Source organism: uncultured Chitinophaga sp. (assembly GCF_937898475.1).
In the GTDB taxonomy this organism is placed as follows: Bacteria; Bacteroidota; Bacteroidia; order Chitinophagales; family Chitinophagaceae; genus Chitinophaga.
The window spans coordinates 129,034-150,079 of sequence record NZ_CALEJS010000010.1; the positions used below are offsets into that span (position 1 = coordinate 129,034).

19 protein-coding genes are annotated in these 21,046 nt (G+C 50.4%); 15 read left to right on the forward strand and 4 right to left on the reverse strand.

Annotated features, from left to right (window positions below; all coding sequences use genetic code 11):
* Nucleotides 1–32 precede the first annotated feature (32 nt).
* The 15 genes from Q0577_RS00955 to Q0577_RS01025 all read left to right on the forward strand — a co-directional run bounded on the left by Q0577_RS00955 (nt 33) and on the right by Q0577_RS01025 (nt 15,946).
* Nucleotides 33–1,250 carry an NADH-quinone oxidoreductase subunit D gene (locus tag Q0577_RS00955; protein WP_298731873.1) on the forward strand — a complete coding sequence of 406 codons (1,218 nt, stop codon included), beginning with the start codon at nt 33–35 and terminating at the stop codon, nt 1,248–1,250.
* A gap of 34 nt (nt 1,251–1,284) precedes the next feature.
* Nucleotides 1,285–1,776, forward strand: coding sequence for an NAD(P)H-dependent oxidoreductase subunit E (locus tag Q0577_RS00960; RefSeq protein ID WP_298731875.1), 492 nt, complete (start codon nt 1,285–1,287; stop codon nt 1,774–1,776).
* Nucleotides 1,777–1,791: 15 nt separating this feature from the next.
* Nucleotides 1,792–3,153: an NADH-quinone oxidoreductase subunit NuoF gene (gene nuoF, locus Q0577_RS00965; protein ID WP_298731877.1), complete on the forward strand. Its 1,362-nt coding sequence runs from the start codon at nt 1,792–1,794 to the stop codon at nt 3,151–3,153.
* A gap of 24 nt (nt 3,154–3,177) precedes the next feature.
* Nucleotides 3,178–4,266, forward strand: coding sequence for a 2Fe-2S iron-sulfur cluster-binding protein (locus Q0577_RS00970; RefSeq protein WP_298731879.1), 1,089 nt, complete (start codon nt 3,178–3,180; stop codon nt 4,264–4,266).
* 57 nt (nt 4,267–4,323) lie between these two features.
* The gene (gene nuoH, locus Q0577_RS00975) at nt 4,324–5,358 is read left to right on the forward strand and encodes an NADH-quinone oxidoreductase subunit NuoH (RefSeq protein WP_298731881.1); all 1,035 of its coding nucleotides are present in this window, start codon (nt 4,324–4,326) and stop codon (nt 5,356–5,358) included.
* 19 nt (nt 5,359–5,377) lie between these two features.
* Entirely contained in the window at nt 5,378–5,887 is a 510-nt protein-coding gene (gene nuoI / locus Q0577_RS00980; protein WP_298731883.1) for an NADH-quinone oxidoreductase subunit NuoI, read from the forward strand.
* 7 nt (nt 5,888–5,894) lie between these two features.
* Entirely contained in the window at nt 5,895–6,392 is a 498-nt protein-coding gene (locus tag Q0577_RS00985; RefSeq protein WP_298731885.1) for an NADH-quinone oxidoreductase subunit J, read from the forward strand.
* Nucleotides 6,393–6,439: 47 nt separating this feature from the next.
* A complete protein-coding gene (gene nuoK, locus Q0577_RS00990; protein WP_298731887.1) occupies nt 6,440–6,757 on the forward strand; it encodes an NADH-quinone oxidoreductase subunit NuoK in 318 nt (105 codons plus the stop codon).
* 86 nt (nt 6,758–6,843) lie between these two features.
* A complete protein-coding gene (gene nuoL, locus Q0577_RS00995) occupies nt 6,844–8,742 on the forward strand; it encodes an NADH-quinone oxidoreductase subunit L (protein ID WP_298731889.1) in 1,899 nt (632 codons plus the stop codon).
* 106 nt (nt 8,743–8,848) lie between these two features.
* Nucleotides 8,849–10,270 carry an NADH-quinone oxidoreductase subunit M gene (locus Q0577_RS01000; RefSeq protein ID WP_298731892.1) on the forward strand — a complete coding sequence of 474 codons (1,422 nt, stop codon included), beginning with the start codon at nt 8,849–8,851 and terminating at the stop codon, nt 10,268–10,270.
* A gap of 74 nt (nt 10,271–10,344) precedes the next feature.
* The gene (locus tag Q0577_RS01005; protein WP_298731893.1) at nt 10,345–11,721 is read left to right on the forward strand and encodes an NADH-quinone oxidoreductase subunit N; all 1,377 of its coding nucleotides are present in this window, start codon (nt 10,345–10,347) and stop codon (nt 11,719–11,721) included.
* Nucleotides 11,722–11,877: 156 nt separating this feature from the next.
* Complete coding sequence (locus Q0577_RS01010) at nt 11,878–13,152, forward strand: ABC transporter permease (protein WP_298731895.1); 1,275 nt, start codon at nt 11,878–11,880, stop codon at nt 13,150–13,152.
* A 107-nt stretch (nt 13,153–13,259) separates the two neighbouring features.
* A complete protein-coding gene (locus tag Q0577_RS01015; RefSeq protein WP_298731897.1) occupies nt 13,260–13,733 on the forward strand; it encodes a RidA family protein in 474 nt (157 codons plus the stop codon).
* Nucleotides 13,734–13,750: 17 nt separating this feature from the next.
* On the forward strand, nt 13,751–14,854 hold the full coding sequence (locus tag Q0577_RS01020) for a D-TA family PLP-dependent enzyme (protein WP_298731899.1): 1,104 nt from the start codon (nt 13,751–13,753) through the stop codon (nt 14,852–14,854).
* Between the two features lie 18 nt (nt 14,855–14,872).
* Nucleotides 14,873–15,946, forward strand: a complete 1,074-nt coding sequence (locus tag Q0577_RS01025) for a membrane dipeptidase (RefSeq protein ID WP_298731901.1) — start codon at nt 14,873–14,875, stop codon at nt 15,944–15,946.
* Between the two features lie 78 nt (nt 15,947–16,024).
* Here the strand turns inward: Q0577_RS01025 and rplI are convergent, their stop codons facing one another.
* From rplI to Q0577_RS01045, 4 genes are all read right to left on the reverse strand, one after another.
* The gene (gene rplI, locus Q0577_RS01030) at nt 16,025–16,471 is read right to left on the reverse strand and encodes a 50S ribosomal protein L9 (protein ID WP_298731903.1); all 447 of its coding nucleotides are present in this window, start codon (nt 16,469–16,471) and stop codon (nt 16,025–16,027) included.
* A gap of 9 nt (nt 16,472–16,480) precedes the next feature.
* Nucleotides 16,481–16,747, reverse strand: coding sequence for a 30S ribosomal protein S18 (gene rpsR, locus Q0577_RS01035; RefSeq protein WP_298731905.1), 267 nt, complete (start codon nt 16,745–16,747; stop codon nt 16,481–16,483).
* A 4-nt stretch (nt 16,748–16,751) separates the two neighbouring features.
* Nucleotides 16,752–17,105 (reverse strand): 30S ribosomal protein S6, encoded by a 354-nt coding sequence (gene rpsF / locus Q0577_RS01040; RefSeq protein ID WP_298731907.1) that lies wholly within the window; start codon nt 17,103–17,105, stop codon nt 16,752–16,754.
* A 456-nt stretch (nt 17,106–17,561) separates the two neighbouring features.
* Nucleotides 17,562–20,852 (reverse strand): Ig-like domain-containing protein, encoded by a 3,291-nt coding sequence (locus tag Q0577_RS01045; RefSeq protein WP_298731909.1) that lies wholly within the window; start codon nt 20,850–20,852, stop codon nt 17,562–17,564.
* Between the last annotated feature and the right edge of the window lie 194 nt (nt 20,853–21,046).

Consider the following 21,046-nt stretch of genomic DNA (forward strand, 5'->3'; position numbering starts at 1 on the left):
ATTAATTATTGATTCTTCATTATTCACTGATCATGTTAGAGCAGCCACATATAAACCTGCCGCAAGGCTCTATAGAAAAGCAGACCACCACGCTGAACCTGGGTCCTACGCACCCGGCTACCCACGGTGTGTTCCAGAATATCCTGGAAATGGACGGAGAACGTGTGGTGAATTCAGAATCTACGGTTGGGTACATTCACCGCGCATTTGAAAAAATAGCGGAACGTCGTCCCTACTACCAGATCACACCTTTAACAGACCGTCTTAACTACTGTTCTGCCCCCATCAACAATATGGGCTGGCACCTCACGGTAGAAAAGCTGCTGGGCGTACAAACGCCCAAACGCGTAGACTATCTCCGGGTTATCATCATGGAGCTTGCGCGTATTACGGATCACCTGATCTGTAATGGGGTGGTTGGGGTGGATACCGGTGCTTTTACAGGTTTCCTCTACCTGATGCAATACCGCGAGCTGGCGTACGAGATATATGAAGAAGTGTGCGGTTCCCGCTTAACTACCAACATTGGCCGTATCGGGGGCTTTGAAAGAAACTTCACACCCGCAGCCTTCCAGAAAATAGAGAAATTCCTGGCAGGATTTCCCAAAGCGCTGAAAGAGTTTGAAACACTGATGACGCGTAACCGCATCTTCGTGGAAAGAACCACCGGCGTAGGTCCCATCAGTGCCGAAAGGGCCATGAACTACGGCTTCACCGGTCCCAACCTGCGTGCCGCAGGGGTAGACTATGATGTACGGGTGGCGCATCCCTACAGCTCTTATGAAGATTTCGAGTTCTCCATACCGGTAGGCACCACGGGCGATTGCTATGACCGTTTCCTGGTACGCAACGCCGAAATGTGGCAGAGCCTCAGCATCATCCGCCAGGCAATGGACAAGCTGAAAGGCCTGCCCGATGATGTATATCATGCAGATTTACCTGCCTACTACCTGCCGCAAAAGCAGGATGTATATACGAAAATGGAAGCGCTCATCTATCATTTCAAGATCATCATGGGCGAATCTGATATACTGCCGGGTGAGCTGTACAACGCCGTAGAAGGCGCCAACGGTGAGCTGGGCTTCTACCTGATCAGCGACGGTGGGCGCAGCCCGTACCGCCTGCATTTCAGGCGTCCCTGCTTCATCTACTATCAGGCTTATCCTGAACTGGTGAAAGGCGCCATGCTGAGCGATGCCATTATTTGCCTGAGCAGCCTGAACCTGATAGCCGGAGAGCTGGACGCATAATCAAGAATAACAGCAGATGTTTTAATTTATCAACATGGTTCAATTTTCAGAAGAAAAACTGAATAAAGTAAAAGAGATCATCGCACGCTATCCCGAGGGGAAACAGAAAAGCGCGCTGATACCGCTGCTGCACCTGGCGCAGGAGGAGTTTGGAGGCTGGCTCAGCCCGGAGACCATGGATTACGTGGCTTCCCTGCTGCAGATCACGCCGATAGAAGTGTATGAGGTGGCTACCTTTTACAGCATGTTCAACATGAAACCAGTAGGCAAGTACCTGTTCGAGGTTTGTCAGACAGGGCCCTGCATGCTGAACGGCTCCGATCAGATCATTGACTATATAAAGAGCAAACTGGGTATTGGAGTGGGAGAGACCACGCCCGACGGCCTCTTTACCCTTAAAACGGTAGAGTGCCTGGGCGCCTGCGGATACGCCCCCATGATGCAGTTAGGCAAACATTACCGCGAACATCTTACCCCTGAAAAGGTAGACGCGATCATTGCCGAATGCAGGGCGAAAGCAAACTAACCAACCTGAATAACTATGGGACGCAAACTACTCTTAGACAAAGCACATATTGAGAACATCCGGTATTACAGCACATACCGGGCCAACGGAGGTTATGCCGCAGCAGAGAAGGTGCTCAAAAGCATGAGCCCCGAGCAGGTGGTAGAAGAGGTGAAGAAAAGCGGCCTTCGCGGCCGTGGAGGCGCAGGCTTCCCTACCGGTATGAAATGGAGTTTCCTGGCTAAACCGGAAGGCGTACCCCGCTACCTGGTGTGTAACGCAGATGAATCAGAGCCGGGTACTTTCAAAGACCGTTACCTCATGGAGTTCCTGCCCCACCTGCTGATAGAAGGGCTGCTGATCTCCAGCTTTGCATTAGGATCTAACCATACTTACATCTACATCCGCGGCGAATACGCCTGGATCCCTGATATACTGGAACAAGCCATTGCAGAAGCCAAACAGAATGGCTGGCTGGGTAAGAACATCCAGGGCACTGGTTTTGACCTGGAGATATATGTTCAACGCGGCGCCGGCGCTTATATCTGCGGTGAAGAAACTGCATTGATAGAATCGCTCGAAGGTAAACGCGGTAATCCCCGTATCAAGCCGCCGTTCCCCGCTGTAAAAGGTTTGTGGCAGAGCCCCACCGTGGTGAACAACGTGGAAACACTGGCTGCGGTAGTGCCGATCATCAACATCGGCGGTGAGGAATACGCCAAATACGGTATCGGTAAATCAACCGGTACCAAGCTCATTTCCGCCTGCGGCAATATCAACAAGCCCGGTGTTTATGAGATCGAGATGAATATCTCTGTAGAAGAATTCCTTTATTCTGACGAATATTGCGGTGGCATTGCGAACGGCAAACGCCTGAAGGCCTGCATTCCGGGCGGATCATCCGTACCCATCCTGCCGGCTAACCTGCTGCTCAAAACTGCTAAAGGCGAAAGCCGCATGATGACCTACGAAAGCCTGAACGACGGCGGTTTTGCCTCCGGCTCCATGATGGGTTCCGGCGGCTTTATTGTGCTGGATGAAGATCAGTGCGTAGTACGCCATACCTTGTCACTGGCCCGCTTCTATCATCATGAAAGCTGCGGACAGTGCAGCCCCTGCCGCGAAGGTACCGGCTGGATGAAACGCGTGCTGCACAACATTGAGAACGGTAAAGGAAAAATGAGTGATATAGACCTGCTGTGGGATATACAACGTAAAATAGAAGGCAATACCATCTGTCCGCTGGGCGATGCAGCCGCATGGCCGGTGGCAGCGGCTATCCGTCACTTCCGTGACGAGTTTGAATGGCATGTGCTGAATCCTGAGGAGTGCGTGAAACGTAATTACGGCCTCGCGCATTATGCAGATCCGCTGCCGCTTGCAACCGCTGCAGTATAATGCCACAGCTTTAAAAAAATAAACATGGCTGAAGAAAAGAAACTATTCAAGGTCAAGATCGATAATATCTCTGTGGAAGTGGAGCCCGGCACCACCATCCTCAATGCTGCCCGTCAGATAGGAGGAGATATTGTGCCGCCGGCAATGTGTTACTATTCCAAATTACAGGGCAGCGGTGGTAAATGCCGTACCTGCCTGGTGAAAGTGACCAAAGGCTCTGAGGCCGATCCCCGTCCTATGCCAAAGCTGGTGGCCAGCTGCCGTACTACCGTAATGGATGGTATGGAAGTGGCCAACATCACTTCTCCCGAAGTACAGGAAGCGCGTAAAGGCGTAGTGGAATTCCTGCTGCTGAACCACCCGCTGGACTGCCCCATCTGCGATCAGGCGGGCGAATGTCATCTGCAGGACCTGGGCTATGAGCATGGTGCAGATGGTACCCGCTACGAATTCAAACGCCGTACTTTTGACCAGATAGACATCGGTGAGAATATCAAGCTGCACATGACGCGCTGCATTCTCTGCTACCGTTGTGTGTACACCGCAGACCAGCTGACGCAAAGGCGCGAGCACGGCGTATTGGGCCGCGGTGAGCATGCTGAGATAGGCACTTATATCCAGAAAGCGCTGGATAATGATTTCATCGGTAACGTGATCGACGTATGCCCGGTAGGCGCCCTTACCGACAGAACATTCCGCTTCAAGAACCGTGTATGGTTCCTGAAACCGGTAGACGCCCACCGTCATTGCGACAAATGCTGCGGTAAAACCGTACTGTGGATGCGCGGCGACGAGATCTTCCGCGTAACCGCCCGCAAGGACAAATACGGCGAAGTAGAAGAATTCATCTGCGATACCTGCCGCTTCCATACCAAAGATGTAAAAGACTGGACCATAGAAGGCCCGCGAAAGATAGACCGCCACAGCGTTATCTCACAGGGCCACTATGTAGGCACCGTGAAGCCCAAAGAGACCATCACCGATGTGCTGGAAGGCCGTCAGCCAAGACTGCTGATGGACATTCACAGCGTAAGTGAAGTGAATCGCCCGGGTATAGAGTTGTCTAAAATAGACGGCCCTGCGCATTCAGATGATTTCAAAAAGGACGCTTAACGCATAATGCAGTAAGCGTACCGCATAATTTGTAATTCGTAACTCGTAATAGAAGATATGTCTATAGACTGGTACTTTATACTGGAGAAGCTGGTGCTGATATCAGGCGTACTGGCACTGTCCCTGATAGTGGCAATGTACTCTACCTGGGGAGAAAGAAAGGTGGCAGCCATCATACAGGACAGACGTGGTCCTAACCGCGCTGGTTTTATGGGGCTTTTACAACCCCTTGCAGATGGCGGCAAGCTCTTTTTCAAAGAAGAGATCATTCCCGGTACCGCTAACCGTTTCCTGTTTATACTGGGCCCCTCGCTGGCAATGCTGGTGGCCTGTATGACCAGCGCAGTAATACCCTGGGGCGATACCCTCACCATCGCAGGTAAAGAGATCTCCCTGCAGGTAGCAGATATCAATATAGGCATCCTCTATATTTTCGGCGTAGTGAGCCTGGGTGTTTATGGCATTATGCTGGGCGGATGGGCTTCCAATAACAAGTATTCATTACTGGCTTCCGTGCGCGCCGCTTCACAGATCATCTCTTACGAACTGGCCATGGGCCTTTCACTGATAGCGCTCCTGATGCTGACCGGCTCTCTCAGCCTGAAAGACATTGTAGAGCAGCAGCGTCACGGCTACTGGAATTTTATTTACCAGCCCCTGGGCTTCCTCATCTTCCTGGTGTGTGCGTTTGCTGAATGTAACCGTACGCCCTTTGATCTGCCTGAAGCAGAGAATGAGCTGAATGGTGGCTATCACCTGGAATATTCTTCGATGAAACTGGGCTTCTACCTGTTTGCAGAGTACATTAATATGTTTATCAGCTCTGCACTGATGGCCAGCCTCTATTTCGGCGGTTACAGCTTCCCCGGTATGGACAGCCTGGGACTGAGCCCCAACCTGGTGACGATACTGGGCTTCCTGGCCCTGTTCATAAAGATCATCATCTTCCTGTTCTTTTTTATGTGGGTACGCTGGACCATACCAAGATTCAGGTATGACCAGCTGATGCGCCTGGGTTGGAACATTATGATCCCCCTTGCGTTGTTGAATATGTTGATTACCGGCGCTATTGTATTGTATCGCCAGGGATAGGACCATCAAAATTATTATCATGCAAGCACTAACAAACAGAGTTCAACCGGTAGACCGCAGACCCCTGACATTGTGGGAGAGAATGTACCTGCCGGCTATTTTTAAAGGGATGCTCATCACTTTTAAGCACATCTTCCAGAAGAAAGCTACAGTGAGCTATCCTGAAGAAAAACGTCCCTTCAGCCCTGTATTCCGCGGGCTTCATATATTGAACCGTGATGAGGAAGGCCGCGAAAGATGCACCGCCTGCGGATTATGCGCGGTAGCCTGCCCTGCGGAGGCCATCACCATGGAAGCAGCCGAAAGAAAACCCGGCGAAGAGCACCTGTACCGCGAAGAAAAATACGCGGCCCGGTATGAGATCAATATGCTGCGTTGCATATTCTGTGGATTTTGTGAAGAAGCATGCCCCAAAGACGCCATCTACCTGACAGAAACATTTGCGCCGGCTAACTTCCAGCGCAAAGGCTTTATATATGGCAAGGATGACCTGCTGATCCCTGATCCCAAAGCAAAACAAACTGTTTAGAACGATTATGAGTACGCAACAAATCATTTTCCTGGTCCTCTCGGTAATATCCCTCGTATGCGCCATGGGCGTGATACTGAGTAAAAACCCGGTGTCCAGCGTGTTATGCCTGATACTTACCTTCTTTACAATAGCAGGGCATTATGTAATGCTGAATGCACAATTCCTGGCAGTGGTGCATATCATTGTATATGCAGGCGCTATTATGGTGCTGTTCCTTTTCGTGATCATGCTGATGAACCTGAACGCGGATATTGAACCGCAGAAACGCAACTGGCTGAAATATGCGGGCGCCATCAGCGGCGGTACCCTGCTGGTGATATTGGTAGCAGCCCTGCGCGATGCCAGCATGCCATCCCTGCAAAGCGGCGCTACTGAAATAGGCCTGATCGGCAACCTGGGTAAAACGCTGTTCAACCATTACGTGGTGCCTTTTGAAGTCAGCAGCGTATTGTTCCTGAGCGCTATGGTAGGCGCAGTGGTAATAGGAAAGAAAGAGCACTGATCTTAACTGTTCATAATTCATTTTTAATAATTAATTACTCATCGATAATGCCTGTTCAATACTATATATTCCTTAGCATTGCTTTATTCTGTATAGGTGTAATGGGAGTGCTCATGCGCAGGAACGCCATTATTATCTTCATGTGCATTGAGCTGATGCTGAATGCAGTGAACCTGCTGATGGTGGCATTTTCCAAAATGTGGGCAGATGCAGGCCGTATAGATGCCGCCGCCGCCCAGATCTTTGTGTTCTTTATCATGGTGGTGGCTGCGGCAGAAGTAGCGGTAGGACTGGCCATTATCGTGATGGTGTACAGGAATACGCATGCTGTTGATATCAATATCCTGAACAGGCTGAAAAACTAGAACGCGAAACGCAAAACGCTTAACGTGAAACGCAGAAAGCGTTCAGCGTTGGGCCTTAAGCTTTAAGCATAAATTGTAATTCATAAATGATCAATCTCGTTTGGCTGGTACCATTTTTACCATTATTAGGATTCCTGATTAATGGATTAGGAAGGCGATATTTATCGAAATCCCAGGTGGGTATTGTTGGCAGTGGCGTTATACTGGCGGCGTTTGTAGTGAGCCTGCTCATTTTCCTGGAGGTAAGACAGCCGGGATTCAGTGCACAAACCATTACACTGTTCGACTTTATCTCCGCCGGCAGTCTGCATATACCATTTGCTTTCCAGGTAGACCAGCTGAGCGCGCTGTTCCTCCTGATCATTACCGGGGTTGGTTCACTGATCCATATCTACTCTACCGCCTATATGCACGATGAGAGCAATGAAAGCTTTGCCCGCTACTTTGCCTATCTTAACCTTTTCGTGTTCTCCATGCTGATACTGGTGCTGGGCGCCAACTATGTGCTGATGTTCATCGGATGGGAAGGCGTAGGGCTCTGCTCTTACCTGCTGATCGGTTTCTGGTTTAAGAATACTGCTTATAATAATGCCGCCAAGAAAGCCTTTGTCATGAACCGTATTGGTGACCTGGGCTTCCTGCTGGGCATTTTCCTCATGATAGTGAACTTTAACAGCGTTACGTTCTCTCATGTATTTGGCGGGGCCAAAGCCATGGGCCTGAATAACGTTGCCGTAGCCGCTATCGCCATCCTGCTGTTCGTAGGCGCTATGGGTAAATCAGCCCAGATACCTTTATACACCTGGCTGCCCGATGCGATGGCGGGTCCTACACCGGTGTCTGCCCTGATCCATGCCGCTACGATGGTTACCGCTGGTATTTATATGGTAGCCCGCAGCAACGTGTTGTACTCCCTGGTACCGCATATCCAGACCGTAGTAGCGATCATCGGCCTGGTTACCGCCCTGCTGGCGGCTTCCATCGCCCTCAAACAGAATGATATTAAAAAAGTGCTGGCCTATTCTACAGTAAGCCAGCTGGGTTATATGTTCCTGGCCCTGGGTGTAGGCGCTTATACAGCTGCCGTGTTCCACGTAATGACTCACGCTTTCTTCAAGGCGCTGTTGTTCCTGGGTTCCGGTTCTGTGATCCACGCCATGGGCGGAGAGCAGGATATCCGTAAGATGGGGGGGCTGAAGAAATACATGCCCACTACTCACTGGACCTTCCTGGTAGGCTGCCTGGCGATAGCCGGTATCCCCGGCCTGTCCGGCTTCTTCTCTAAAGACGAGATCCTTGCACACACTTTTGCAGCGAATAAGGTAATGTATGTATTGGCCCTCGCTGGTGCATTGATGACCGCTTTCTATATGTTCCGTTTATATTACATCACTTTCAGCGGCAGCTTCAGAGGCACACATGAGCAGGAGCATCATTTGCATGAAAGCCCTGCGGCTATGACCATACCGCTGGTAGTACTGGCCCTGCTGTCTATACTGGGTGGTTATCTCGGTTTACCGGAAGTGTTTGGTGTGAAGCACCTGTTGGCATCCTACCTGTCTCCCGTGTTTGCAGGATCTGCAGCCATTGCAACACCGCATCACCTGGAGCACAGTATGGAATGGATCCTGATGGGCCTCAGCACCGTGCTGGTGATCGTCTTTATACTGATCGCCCGCGGACGGTATGCAAAATATACCGACAGCGGTAAGGAGAATACAGGTTTAGCCAAAGTGCTGGAGAACAAATGGTATGTGGATGAGCTGTATGATGCTGTGATCGTAAAACCCCTGGGCATGTTGTCCCGCTTTTTCCAGGACAAACTGGAGAGAAACGGTATAGACAGGCTGGTGAACGGCGCAGGCCGTGCTGTAACCTGGGGCAGCCAGCAGGCCCGCCGCCTGCAGAATGGCCAGGTAGGCTTCTACGTGTTTGCCATGGTAATAGGTATTATCGTATTATTTGTGATAGGACTCTTATTGTAATGTTTGAAAGGTTGCGTGTTTGAAGGTTTAAACCATTTGCAAACGTTTCAGACTTTCAGACGATCGAACACAGATTTAAAGAAGTATGTTGACAGTTTTACTAATATTGATCCCTTTGATAACCGGCCTGCTTACGTTTGGCCTTAAGGGATCAGGACCTAAAGTGCTGGGCCTGGTATCATCCCTGGCGTCTTTAGCAGTAGTGGCAGGGGCTTTGGTTCAGTTCCAGCATGCTCCCGAGGCTTTACAGCTGAGCGTTCCCTGGATCCCGCAGCTGGGAGCACGCTTCCAGGTGGGCCTGGATGGCATGGGGGCGATGCTTTGTCTGCTGACCGCGATCGCTTTTCTCCTGGTCTTTATCACGATCTACAACCGTAATTACGAGCGGGCCGGCAGCTTTTACGGACTGATGCTGTTATCCCAGGCGGGGCTGGTAGGCGTATTTACCGCCTATGACGCCATGCTGTTCTATGTTTTCTGGGAACTGGCCCTCATACCGGTATACTTCCTCTGCTCAATGTGGGGCGGTGAAAAGCGTATACCCGTTACCTTTAAATTCTTCATCTATACTTTTACAGGGTCACTGCTGATGCTGGTGGGCATTATCTACCTCTACCTGCAGTCTCCCGACAGATCTTTCAGCTACGCCGCTTTCACCAATCTGAACCTGCCCGCACAGGAGCAGTCCTGGTTATTCTGGCTGCTGTTTGTGGCCTTTGCCATCAAGATGCCGATCTTCCCCTTTCATACCTGGCAACCGGATACTTACGAGCAGTCTCCCACGCCGGTAACCATGATCCTGTCAGGGGTGATGGTGAAAATGGGCCTCTTCGGTATCGTTCGCTGGCTGCTACCCGTGCTGCCCCAGGGCGCGTACATGTGGTCTGATGTAGCTATCATCCTGTCTGTGATCGGAATCATTTACGCCTCCTGCATTGCTATTGTGCAAACAGATATTAAGCGCCTGATCGCATATTCCTCTATCGCCCACATCGGCCTGATGAGCGCTGCTATCTTTGCCCACAATGATCAGAGCCTGCAGGGATTACAGGTGCAGATGTTCAACCACGGTATTAACATCATTGGCCTGTGGATAGTGGTAGAGATCATCCAGCAGCGACTGAATATCAAAAATATGGAAGAGATGGGCGGTATAGCCACCTACGCTCCGCGTATGGCGATCTTCCTGGTGATCATTGCCCTGGCTAATATTGCCCTGCCACTCACGAATGGTTTTATAGGCGAGTTCCTGATGTTCAGCGGCTTGTTCCAGTATAACGCATGGGTAATGGCGGTAGCAGGTCTGGGTATCATCCTGGCGGCAGTATATACGCTGAATATGGTGCAAAAAGTGATCTTCGGTCAGAGCAACACGCTTACATCTACCTTTACAGATCTGCAGAACACAGAGCTGGTTGCGCTCAGCCTCATTGTGATCGTGATCCTGTTCCTGGGCTTTTATCCCAAGCCTATACTGGAGCTGGTGAACAGCACTTCACAAATGTTGCTGGCTAATATTGTTAAGTAGTATTACTTGTAAATAAAGAATATGCTTTGGACCATGGACTTTCATGACCATGGGCTAATAACTAAGACAGAAATATGAACGCATTAATTTCTACTGCTTTATCAGGTGTTGTGATGATGTTTGCGGGGTTGTTTATACAGAAGAAGCAGCACATTAAATATTTTGCCATTGCAGTATTGCTGGTGTCATTTGTTGCCAACCTGCTGGAGATAGGTACGGTACAAACAGGTACTCATACGCTGTACAATATGATCGAGGTAAGCAGGTTCAGTATCCTGTTCAATGCAGTGATCCTGGGCGCTACGCTGCTGTATTTCATGTTGTCTGGCAGCGAGTTTGAAAAGGTAGGCGAACATGTGGCAGATTATTTTGCACTCATATTCTTCATCCTGTCTGGTATTATGCTGGCTACCAGCTTCAGTAACCTGCTGATGTTGTTCCTGGCCATCGAGATCATCTCCATCCCCCAGTATATCCTGGCGGGCGCTGATAAAAATAATCTGAAGAGTAACGAGGCTTCCCTGAAGTACTTCCTGATGGGCTCTTTTTCTACCGGTATACTGCTCATGGGCATCACCCTGATCTACGGTGCAGCAGGCACCTTTAACGTGAATGAGCTGGGATTGGGCAGCGGTGATGTACATCCCCTGTCTATCAGTGGTATCATGCTGCTGATCTTTGCATTATCCTTCAAGGTATCTGCGGTGCCCTTCCATTTCTGGACACCTGACGTATACGACGGTTCACCCACCGTTTTCACTTCTTTTATGGCCACTGTGGTAAAGGCGGGTGGTTTCATCGCTTTCCTGCGCCTTTTCCATGTAAGCTTTACCGGCGGCGCGCTGAGCGGACACTGGCTGCTGGTGTTGGCCCTGATAGCTGCGGGCACCCTGTTGCTGGGCAACCTCACTGCAGTATTCCAGCAAAGCGTAAAACGGATGCTGGCTTACTCCAGTATCGCGCAGGCGGGATTCATGCTGCTGGCGGTGATCGCCCTGAATGAAACCGCTACACAGGGTATTGTGCTGTATGCAGCCGCCTACAGCGTGGCTACCATTGGCATGTTCGCCGTATTAATGAAAGTTAAGGACTACACTTTTGAAGGATTTAACGGACTGGCCCGTAAAGAGCCTTTATTGGCGCTGGCTGCCACTGTTTTCCTGTTTTCACTGGCTGGTATACCTTTAACTGCAGGCTTCTTTGCAAAATATTTTGTGCTGGCTGCAGCCGTACAACAGGGACAGTTGTTGTGGCTGGTGATCCTCGCCGTGGTTTGTGCGGCCATCAGCATTTACTATTACTTCCGCGTGGTAATGGCCATGTATTTCAAAACCGGCGAACCGGAAGTGGAGCCCTTCTCCCCCGCATTTAAAGCCGTGCTGGTGATAGCGGTGATCATTGTGATCGCACTGGGGGTTTACCCGGGGCTGCTGCTGCATTTCATTGCCTAGCAAGGTCGGAGTTTTATCTTAGTGATATCATCTGAGGTTCAGGACAAGTACGCTGTAAAAGCTTATTTGTTCTGAACCTCAAACGTTTAGGCCAACCTCAAACTTCAAACTTCAAACCTCAAACTTTTATATTAACTTTATGTTGAACCCTTTACTATGCGATTTCGTGATATATTCTCCCTGGCGTACCGTTCCATCAGCGCCAATCGTCTACGAACCGGTCTTACAGTAGCCATTATTGCATTTGGTATTATGGCGCTGGTAGGAATTCTTACCGCTATAGACAGCATCAAGGGCAGCCTGTATGACAGCTTTGCCAGCATGGGGGCCAACAGTTTCTCTATCCGCAACCGCGAAATGATGATCCGTATGGGTGGAGGTGATAAGGCTACCAAGGGAAATAAACGCACTGCCAAGGTAAAGGCATCCAACCGTAACAAACGCATTTCTTATGAGGAGGCACTGGAGTTCAAAAGACGCTTTTCTTTCCCCGCTGTTGTCAGCATATCTTTCAATGCCACCGGTATTGCCACCGTTTATAAAGACGATAAGAAAACAAATCCGAATGTGCAGGTCATAGGAGGTGATGAGAATTATGTGCGGCTTTCCAACTACACCATAGAGAAAGGACGCAATTTCACGGAAGCCGAAGTAGCATCCGGACATAATGTGGCATTGCTGGGACATGATGTAGCGGTGAAGCTCTTTGGCCGCAACCTGAAGAATGTAGTTAATAATACCATTCGTGTAGGCGATGTACGCTACCGCGTGATAGGCCTGCTGGCCTCCAAAGGCAGCAGCAATATCATGAGTGCAGATAATGTCATATTAACAACGGTGAACAATACACGCCGTGTTTTTAGTCGTCCCAATGCGTCTTACCAGATAGGTGTTTCCGTCAACAATGTAGCACAGATGGATGCCGCTGTGGCCGAGGCCACCGGTCTGTTCCGTATTGTGCGCCGGCTGGAGCTGCGGGAAGATGATAACTTCTACATCAGCAAAAGCGACAGCCTGGCTGAAATGCTGTTCAGCAGTCTGAGTACGGTCACTTTTGCTGCAGCGGTGATCGGGTTTATCACCTTGTTTGGTTCTGCCATCGGGCTCATGAACATCATGCTGGTATCAGTGGCAGAGCGCACCCGTGAAATAGGCGTGAACAAGGCACTGGGGGCTACTGCTCCCACAATCCGAAAGCAGTTTATTTATGAAGCCATCATCATTAGTGTGCTGGGCGGCCTGCTGGGTGTGATCCTGGGAATGATCGTGGGTAACCTCATGTCGCTGGTGCTGAACACCAGTTTTGTAGTGCCCTGGCTCTGGATCACGCTGGGTATATTGCTTTGCGCATCGGTAGGGCTGATCTCCGGCATCTATCCCGCTATCAAGGCTTCCCGCCTTGACCCTATAGTAGCGTTACGCTACGAATAAACGATTATATATTTCTTGTTTATCATGCAGGTTTATCAAATAAAGCTGCATGAATATATTTTTATTCCATAGCTTTATTACATCGGTAACTATAAAATTATCAGAACGTGGGATTAGCAACTGAAAATTTCAAAGCACTGGGCCTGAACCTGCCCCCTGCGCCAACTCCCTTAGGCGTATACAAACCATTTTTAATTGATGGCAAGCACGTATATGTTTCCGGTCATGGTCCCGTACAGGATGACAAGAACCTGATCATCGGCCGTATAGGAGAGGAGCTGGATATAGAGCAGGGCAAGCTGGCAGCGCGCCAGGTAGGATTAACAATTCTGTCTACACTGATGACCAACCTGGGTAGCCTGGATAAAATAAAACGTGTGATTAAAGTATTAGGTATGGTGAATGCCACACCTGACTTCGGACGTCATCCCTATGTGATCAACGGTTGCAGTGAACTGTTTGCAAAGATATGGGGAGAAGAGAATGGCATCGGCGTACGCAGCGCAGTAGGCATGGGATCACTGCCGGATAATATCCCTGTTGAAATTGAAGCGCTCTTTGAATTACATGAAGAGCTGTAAACACTAAAGCAACAGCCGTGTGGTATACTATCAATAATGTTGATCAGCTTGATTCTCCCGCATTACTGGTATATCCTGCCAGGATACGGGAGAATATAGATGCAGTGAAGGCAGCGATAGATGATGTGCAACGTTTACGCCCCCACGTAAAGACCAATAAAATGGCAGAGGTGGTACAACTGATGCAGGATGCAGGCATTCGGCAATTCAAATGTGCCACCATTGCAGAAGCTGAAATGCTGGGGAAGGTAAACGCAGCAGACGCTTTGCTGGCCTATCAGCCGGCCGGTCCTAAGATAGCGCGGCTGGCGGCATTGGTACGTGCATATCCGCGTACAATGTTCTCCTGCCTGGTAGATGACCTGCAGGCCGCTACTGCGATCTCCAATCAGTTTTCAGCACTGCAGCAGCCGCTGCAGGTGTGGCTGGATCTGAACCTGGGCCAGCACCGTACGGGCATTGTGCCCGGTGCTGCCGCGCTGGATCTGTATGCCCAGCTGCATACGCTGCCGGGCATTGTGCCGGTGGGCCTGCATGCATACGATGGACATTTGCATGATGATGATTTTGAGCTGCGCACATCGCGTTGCAATGCCGCTTATGAGCAGGTAACTGCATTAGCAGCAGCTATCACGGCAAAAGGTTTCGCGCAGCCCCGCATCGTGGCGGGTGGTAGTCCTACCTTTCCCATACATGCAAAGCGAAAGGACATTGACTGCAGTCCGGGTACTTTTGTGTTCTGGGATTGGGGATATCAGCAACACCTGTCTGAGCAAAGCTATCATTATGCAGCCCTGGTATTGGCCAGGGTGATCTCCCATCCGGGCGATCAGCTGATCTGTCTTGACCTGGGGCATAAATCCATAGCAGCCGAAAATGCGCTGACCAACCGTGTGCATTTCCTTAATGCCCCCGACGCAACACCCGTATCGCAGAGTGAAGAGCACCTTGTACTGAAAGTACCGGATGCAGGAGCGTACCCTATAGGAACAGTATTTTACGGAGTGCCTTATCATATATGCCCCACCGTAGCGCTGTATGATAAGGCATATACCATCGTAGACAATGCTTATGCCGGAACCTGGGAGGTGATTGCAAGGGACAGAAGCATAATAATTTAAGCAACAAAAATCAATACCGTGTTTATCATAGATGCACACCTCGACCTGAGCATGAATGCCATGGAATGGAACCGTAACTTACGGTTACCAGTAAACGAAATAAGAGCAAGAGAAAAAGGCCTGACGGATAAACCGGATCGTGGCCGCGGGGTAGTTGCCCTGCCTGAGTTGCGTAAAGGAAATATCGGCCTTGTAGTGGCTACACAGATAGCGCGCTTTGTGGCGCCTGATAACCCGCTTCCAGGCTGGTTCTCTCCTGAACAGGCATGGGCCCAGACGCAGGGTCAGCTGGCCTGGTACCAGGCGATGGAAGAAGCAGGAGAGATGGTAGCTATTACGGATCTTACTTCACTGGACCGTCACCTGGCGGTGTGGAATAACGAGAAGCCGAACGATCAGAAACCCATCGGGTACATCCTTAGCCTGGAGGGCGCAGATTCTATTGTGGATACTTACTATCTGCAATGGGCATACGAATATGGCCTGCGTGCCGTGGGGCCGGCGCATTACGGTCCCGGGCGTTATGCACAGGGTACAGATGCAACCGGTAAGATGACACCGCTGGGACACGAGTTACTGAAAGAAATGGAACGGCTCAATATTATCCTCGATGCCACCCATCTTTGTGACGACAGTTTCTGGGATGCCATGGATCATTTCAATGGTCCCGTATGGGCCAGTCATAATAACTGCCGCGCACTGGTAGATCATAACCGCCAGTTCAGTGATGAGCAGATCAAAGAACTGATCGCCCGTAATGCCGTTATTGGCGGCGCCCTGGATGCCTGGATGATGCTGCCCGGATGGGAGAGAGGGGTATCTGATCCGCAGGCGATGAACTGCTCACTGGAAGTAATGATCGATCACCTGGATCATATTTGCCAACTGGCCGGAAACGCGTTGCATGTAGGCATTGGCTCAGACCTGGACGGCGCCTTTGGTAAGGAACAATGTCCTTACGATCTTGAAACCATTGCAGACCTGCAAAAGGTAGCCACCCTGCTGGAGAAACGTGGATATTCCGCAACGGATATTGAGAACGTAATGCATGGTAACTGGCTGCGTTTCCTGCGCAACGCCTGGAGCAAATAAAAGGTAGTAATTAAAAATAAAAAAAGCGCGAAGGATAATCTTCGCGCTTTTTATTTTCTTCGTTGCTTTTCACTTTGATTACTCAGCTACTACTTCGAATTCCAGTTCAGCTTCGTTGCCTTTACCGAAATCGATCTTAGCTTTGTAAGTGCCTAATTCCTTAACATCATCGAGGATGTGGATACGACGGCGGTCAATTTCGTAACCTTTCTGCTCTTTAATAGCACGTGCGATCTGCACACCAGTTACGCTACCGAATATTTTGCCGGAAGTACCGGTTTTAGCGCCAATTTTAACAGGGGCAGCTTTCAGGACTTCCACCACTTTTGCAATTTCAGACAGCAGTTTCTCTTCCTTCACTTTCTGCACTTTCAGGCGCTCCTGAAGCTGCTTCATGTTGGAAGGGCTGGCTTCTACTGCAAATTTCTGGGGGATCAGAAAGTTCCTGGCGTAACCGTTCTTCACGCTTACCAGTTCATTTTTCTGGCCCAGGTTATCAACGTCTTGTATTAAGATGATCTGCATAACTTTTTCTTACTTTAAAAGGTCAGTAACATAAGGCAATAAAGCCATTTGACGAGCTTTCTTAATAGCCTGGGCTACTTTACGCTGAAATTTCAGAGAGTTACCCGTAATACGGCGGGGCAGCATTTTACCCTGATCATTGAGGAACTTCTTCAGGAATTCCGCGTCTTTATAATCCACGTACTTGATGCCCATTTTCTTGAAGCGGCAGTATTTCTTCTGGCGCTTCTCCTGTTTAACGGCGGTTAAGTACTTAATTTCTTGTTTTACTGCCATAACTTTAAGCTTCTACGGTTTTAGAATCAGCACTCACGCCATGTCTTTTTCTGCCGTTGTATTCAACAGCGTACTTGTCAAGCGCAGTGATCATGTGGCGTAATACATTTTCATCGCGGTTCAGCTGAATTTTCAGCTTCTCATTGAGGTCGGATGGCGCCTTGTACTCCAGAACCAGGTACATGCCCGTGGTTTTCTTCTGGATTGGGTACGCCAGTGATCTTAATCCCCAGGGATTTTCGTGCACTATTTCTCCGCCGTTCTCTTTTACGAGGTCAGCGAATTTTTTCTGAGCGGCTTTATAGTCGTCTTCAGAAAGCACAGGGGTAAAGATCACCATCAATTCGTAATTGTTCATTTTCCCTGTTTTAAAAATTTGATTAAATAAATTATCCCCAATAAAATTGGGAGTGCAAAGATACAATTCCTATTTCAATTCCCAAGCGTACAATAGCGGCTATGGTATTAAATTTCGGGAGATTTTTGGTAAGAGGGCCGGGTAAATACCGGGGTTGGAGAGGGGCTAATGTTTTTGTTAAGCGTAAGAGGTTGAATTACATGCTACTGGCAGATTAAATGTTATTCCATCACCCGGCGCTGACGCCGGAGCAATAACACGGTTGCATACCAGGGTCTTCAGTTCCCTCATTTTGAGGCCAGGATAGTTTCCCCGGGAGCCATATTTGCCTTCCTTTTCCTTGTGTTCTCTATGCTTTCTCCATGCTGTTCCACTTTTTTTTAAAATAACATCATAAAAATAAGGGCCGTCCGGAATTTCCGGACGGCCTCCATTTCAGGCTTATTCAATATAGATCTAGTGTGTCACAAGTATCTTACTTACCTGGGAGCCCTCCCTGGTTTGTATGCGTAACAGGTAAATGCCGTTTGGTAACCTGCTGATATCCATTTCTTTATAATTACGTCCCTTAACCAGGTTGAGGTTACCCTGCGCCCGAACCCTTCCCTGCAGGTCTATCAGCTGCACTGTCGCCGGTCCGCTGCCTGTTTTATCTGCATCTACCCATAGCTGTAAGCGGTGACCAATAATGCACCAGATCAGGCGCCACAGCAGGTCTTTCAGATTTACGTTCACGCTCTGTACCTGGCTGTATTTAATGGCGCCATCCAGCCCCACCAGCTTCAGCCGGTAGTACGACCGGCCTAACCAGGGTGAGTAATCAGCGGATTGATAGTTAGCGGGCAGAGTGGTGGTGCCCCGGGCCGCTACTGTATCTATCGCGTTGTAATCGCGCTGGTTACGAGACCTTTCTACGATGAAGCGGGCGGTATTGGTTTCATAAGGGGTGCGCCAGCTCAGTTTCACGATACCGCTGTCTACCACCGCCCGGAAGTTTTCGATGGGGTTGCGGTTAGCTAATACGTGCAGCTGATAGCGGCTGACCACCGGGTAATGGTCTGTAGTGGTGGTGCCATAGCTGCTAACCAGCTGGGCCGCCTGTGTATAGATAATGGCAGAGCCGGGCAGGTAGGCCTGGGCCATTTCATTGGAGGCCATGACGTTGTCTATCACAGTGGGGAAGGAAACGGTGGACCTTTGTCCGGCGAGCGACAGGGGCAGTGTCAGCAGTTTATAATCCGCCGTGTCATTCACAAAATCAATATAAGAGGTGGTCGTATCGGGGGCCAGCTCGGTAGTGATGGTTTTGTTGAACGCATCGTTAAAGTCGCCCAGCACAATAAAGTTGCTGTACTGATATTGTGCATCCAGGCTGTCTTTCAGCTCTTTAGCCCCGTTTCTGCGGCGGTGCCAGGACTCGATCTTGTCAGCTGCATTCCCGGTATTAGCTTTGGAATGCAGCAGTACGAACTGGATGCGGGCGCTGTCGCCATTTAAGGTAGCTGTTGTTTCAAACAGGAAGGGGAAGCGGCCGGACGACCAGTTAAAGTAGGCGCTGTCGCTGCCTCCGCGGCGGAGCATGCCGTACGAGCGGATACCCCTGATAGTAGCTGTTTTGTATACGAAGGCCAGTTTCTGGGCGCTTACATAATCCGGGTCCCCGATGCTGTCGGCATAGGAGCCGAAGTCGGATATTATATAGCTGTAACCCGGCAGCTGGTTTACCACGGCTTTGAAGCGGGCGGTATCCACTACTTCTGCCAGGGCGAATATGTCGGCATCCAGTTTTTTAAGTACCGTGGTTACGTTGGCTTGCTGCAGGTCGTCATCAGACGGATCCTGGGCAGGGCTGCCAAACCATTCGATGTTCCAGTTCACCACTTTCAGGGAACGGAGGGAAGTGCCGCTCAGGCGTACAGTACCACCTTTCAGTCCATCTGTGATGAAACGCAGGCTGTCGCTGAACTGCTGGTTGGCAGCATTCGGCGCAAATTTCACCCATACGGTCTGTTGTCCGGCGTCAGGCTCCCAATAGGTCAGGAAGCTGGAGTAAGGTCCCGCACTATCTTTCGCAACCAGGAAGGCGGCGGGTGCTTCGATGAACAGCGAATCTGTCAGATCGTTGCCCCAGAAGGTGAAGTTTTGCGGCGTAGATTGCTGGGATACCGGTACATAATCAAAGTCCAGCGTATTGGTGCTGAGGGTCAGGCTGGGCCGAGGCGCCACCGGGCTGTTAAACACGCTCACATCGTCCAGTGTCCATCGGGCGGCGTTCAGGGTTGGCGAAGAAGTATATAGGAAGGCGATGTACACGCTGTCTTGCAATACGGCGCCCAGGCTGATGCTATCAGACAGCTGCCATACGTCAGAGCCTTCTGCCGGGAAGCGGCCATTCAGCAGTGTCCAGCTGGCGGTGTGCGGGTCGCTGTGACCATCATAATCGGTACTCACCATCAGCCGGAGCGAAGGACCTGAAAACGCCGTGCGGCTGGAGAAGCGCAGCAGCGGATAGTTGAAGCCGCTGAGATCAAAGGCAGGCGAAATGAGCCAGTCTTCATTTTCTCTCGGGCCGCCGCTGAATCCGTTGATCTGTACGCCATTGCTGCTGTTCTGTCCGAAGGTGGTACAGCCCCAGAGCTGGGAGCCGCTAATGCTGTATTGGATGAATCCACCGGAGATATTGCTGCTGCCATTGGGGGTACAATCATTGAAGTTGAAGGTGAGCTGCTGCTCCGCCGTACGGAAATACCAGCCGGATGCCCCACTGATCCCGGCAAAGGGATTACCTGACAGGTCTGTTACTGCGGCGCTGTCGAGCGTGATATAGTAATTTTGGAGGGGCTGCAGCGATGCGGTCAGCGTAAGGGTATTGGCACTTATGCTTACCGCCGGACTGTTAACATCAAATACCTGCTGGCTGCCGTTGGTGGCATTATGAAGGACGATATTGCCTGCGCCGATTTTAATGTTTTCAGTGAAGGTGATCTGCGGACGGGTAGCCGGCGCCACCGATGAATCGCCGCTGGCGGGTAGTAGTGAGCTGATGGCGGGGGCGATGGTATCGCCTCCGCTGCCTGCGGCCAGGATATTATCTACGGCAAAACCAGGCCTTGAACCAGCGCCGCTGACCTGGCGGTTTACCCAGCGCAACTGCACCAGCGCCTGGTTGCTGCACTCAGGAGGCAGGGTCACTGCAATATTGACAAGGCGCTGCGGTGTAGTAAGGCCGGAGGTGGTTTGCTGAGTGGTATCGTTCTGGTAAAGCGTGCCAGGTACGTTGGTAAAGGCGCCCGTGCTGCCAATGCGGTATTGCAGGCTAACCTCGTTGATGCGGGTATTGCTGCCGCCATCATAGGGGTTGCGCAGGGTCATTACATCGTAGCTGAACGAAATATTCAGCTGTCCGCTGGTATTGAGGGCCAATACCAGTGCATTATCTGCGGAGCCGCTGTTGAGGAAGCCTAATTTACTGTTATAGTTATAGACGCCGTTGGTAGTGGACGATGCGCTGCCGTTGGCCATCAGGGCTTTATCACCTGTAGGGGCGGCCGTGTTGAAGTTGCCGGAGGGAGACCCGCTCAACGTCCAACCCTGCCAGCCGGCCGGGTAGGTGTTCGCGTTGTGTGCCAGGGCATCAAATTGCTGTTGGTAGGGCAGGGCCTGCGGTACAGGCTGTGTTTGGGCGTTTAGCTGTGAACCGGAAAACAGGGCTGTTACCAGTAACAGAGGGTGTAAAAGTCTAAGCATACGCATTTGGGATTTTCCAGGTTTAAGATTAGGATTTTCTCACGGGGATTTACCGGGCCAAAATACAACTTGTGCGCGGGCTTTATGGCAACCGGTTGATGAACTATTTGTTAATTCCTAAATATATACATTTTTCGGTTATGCAGGGTGGGGGATGTGGAAAGGGTAGCCGGACAGTTTGTCAGCCGTGTTTC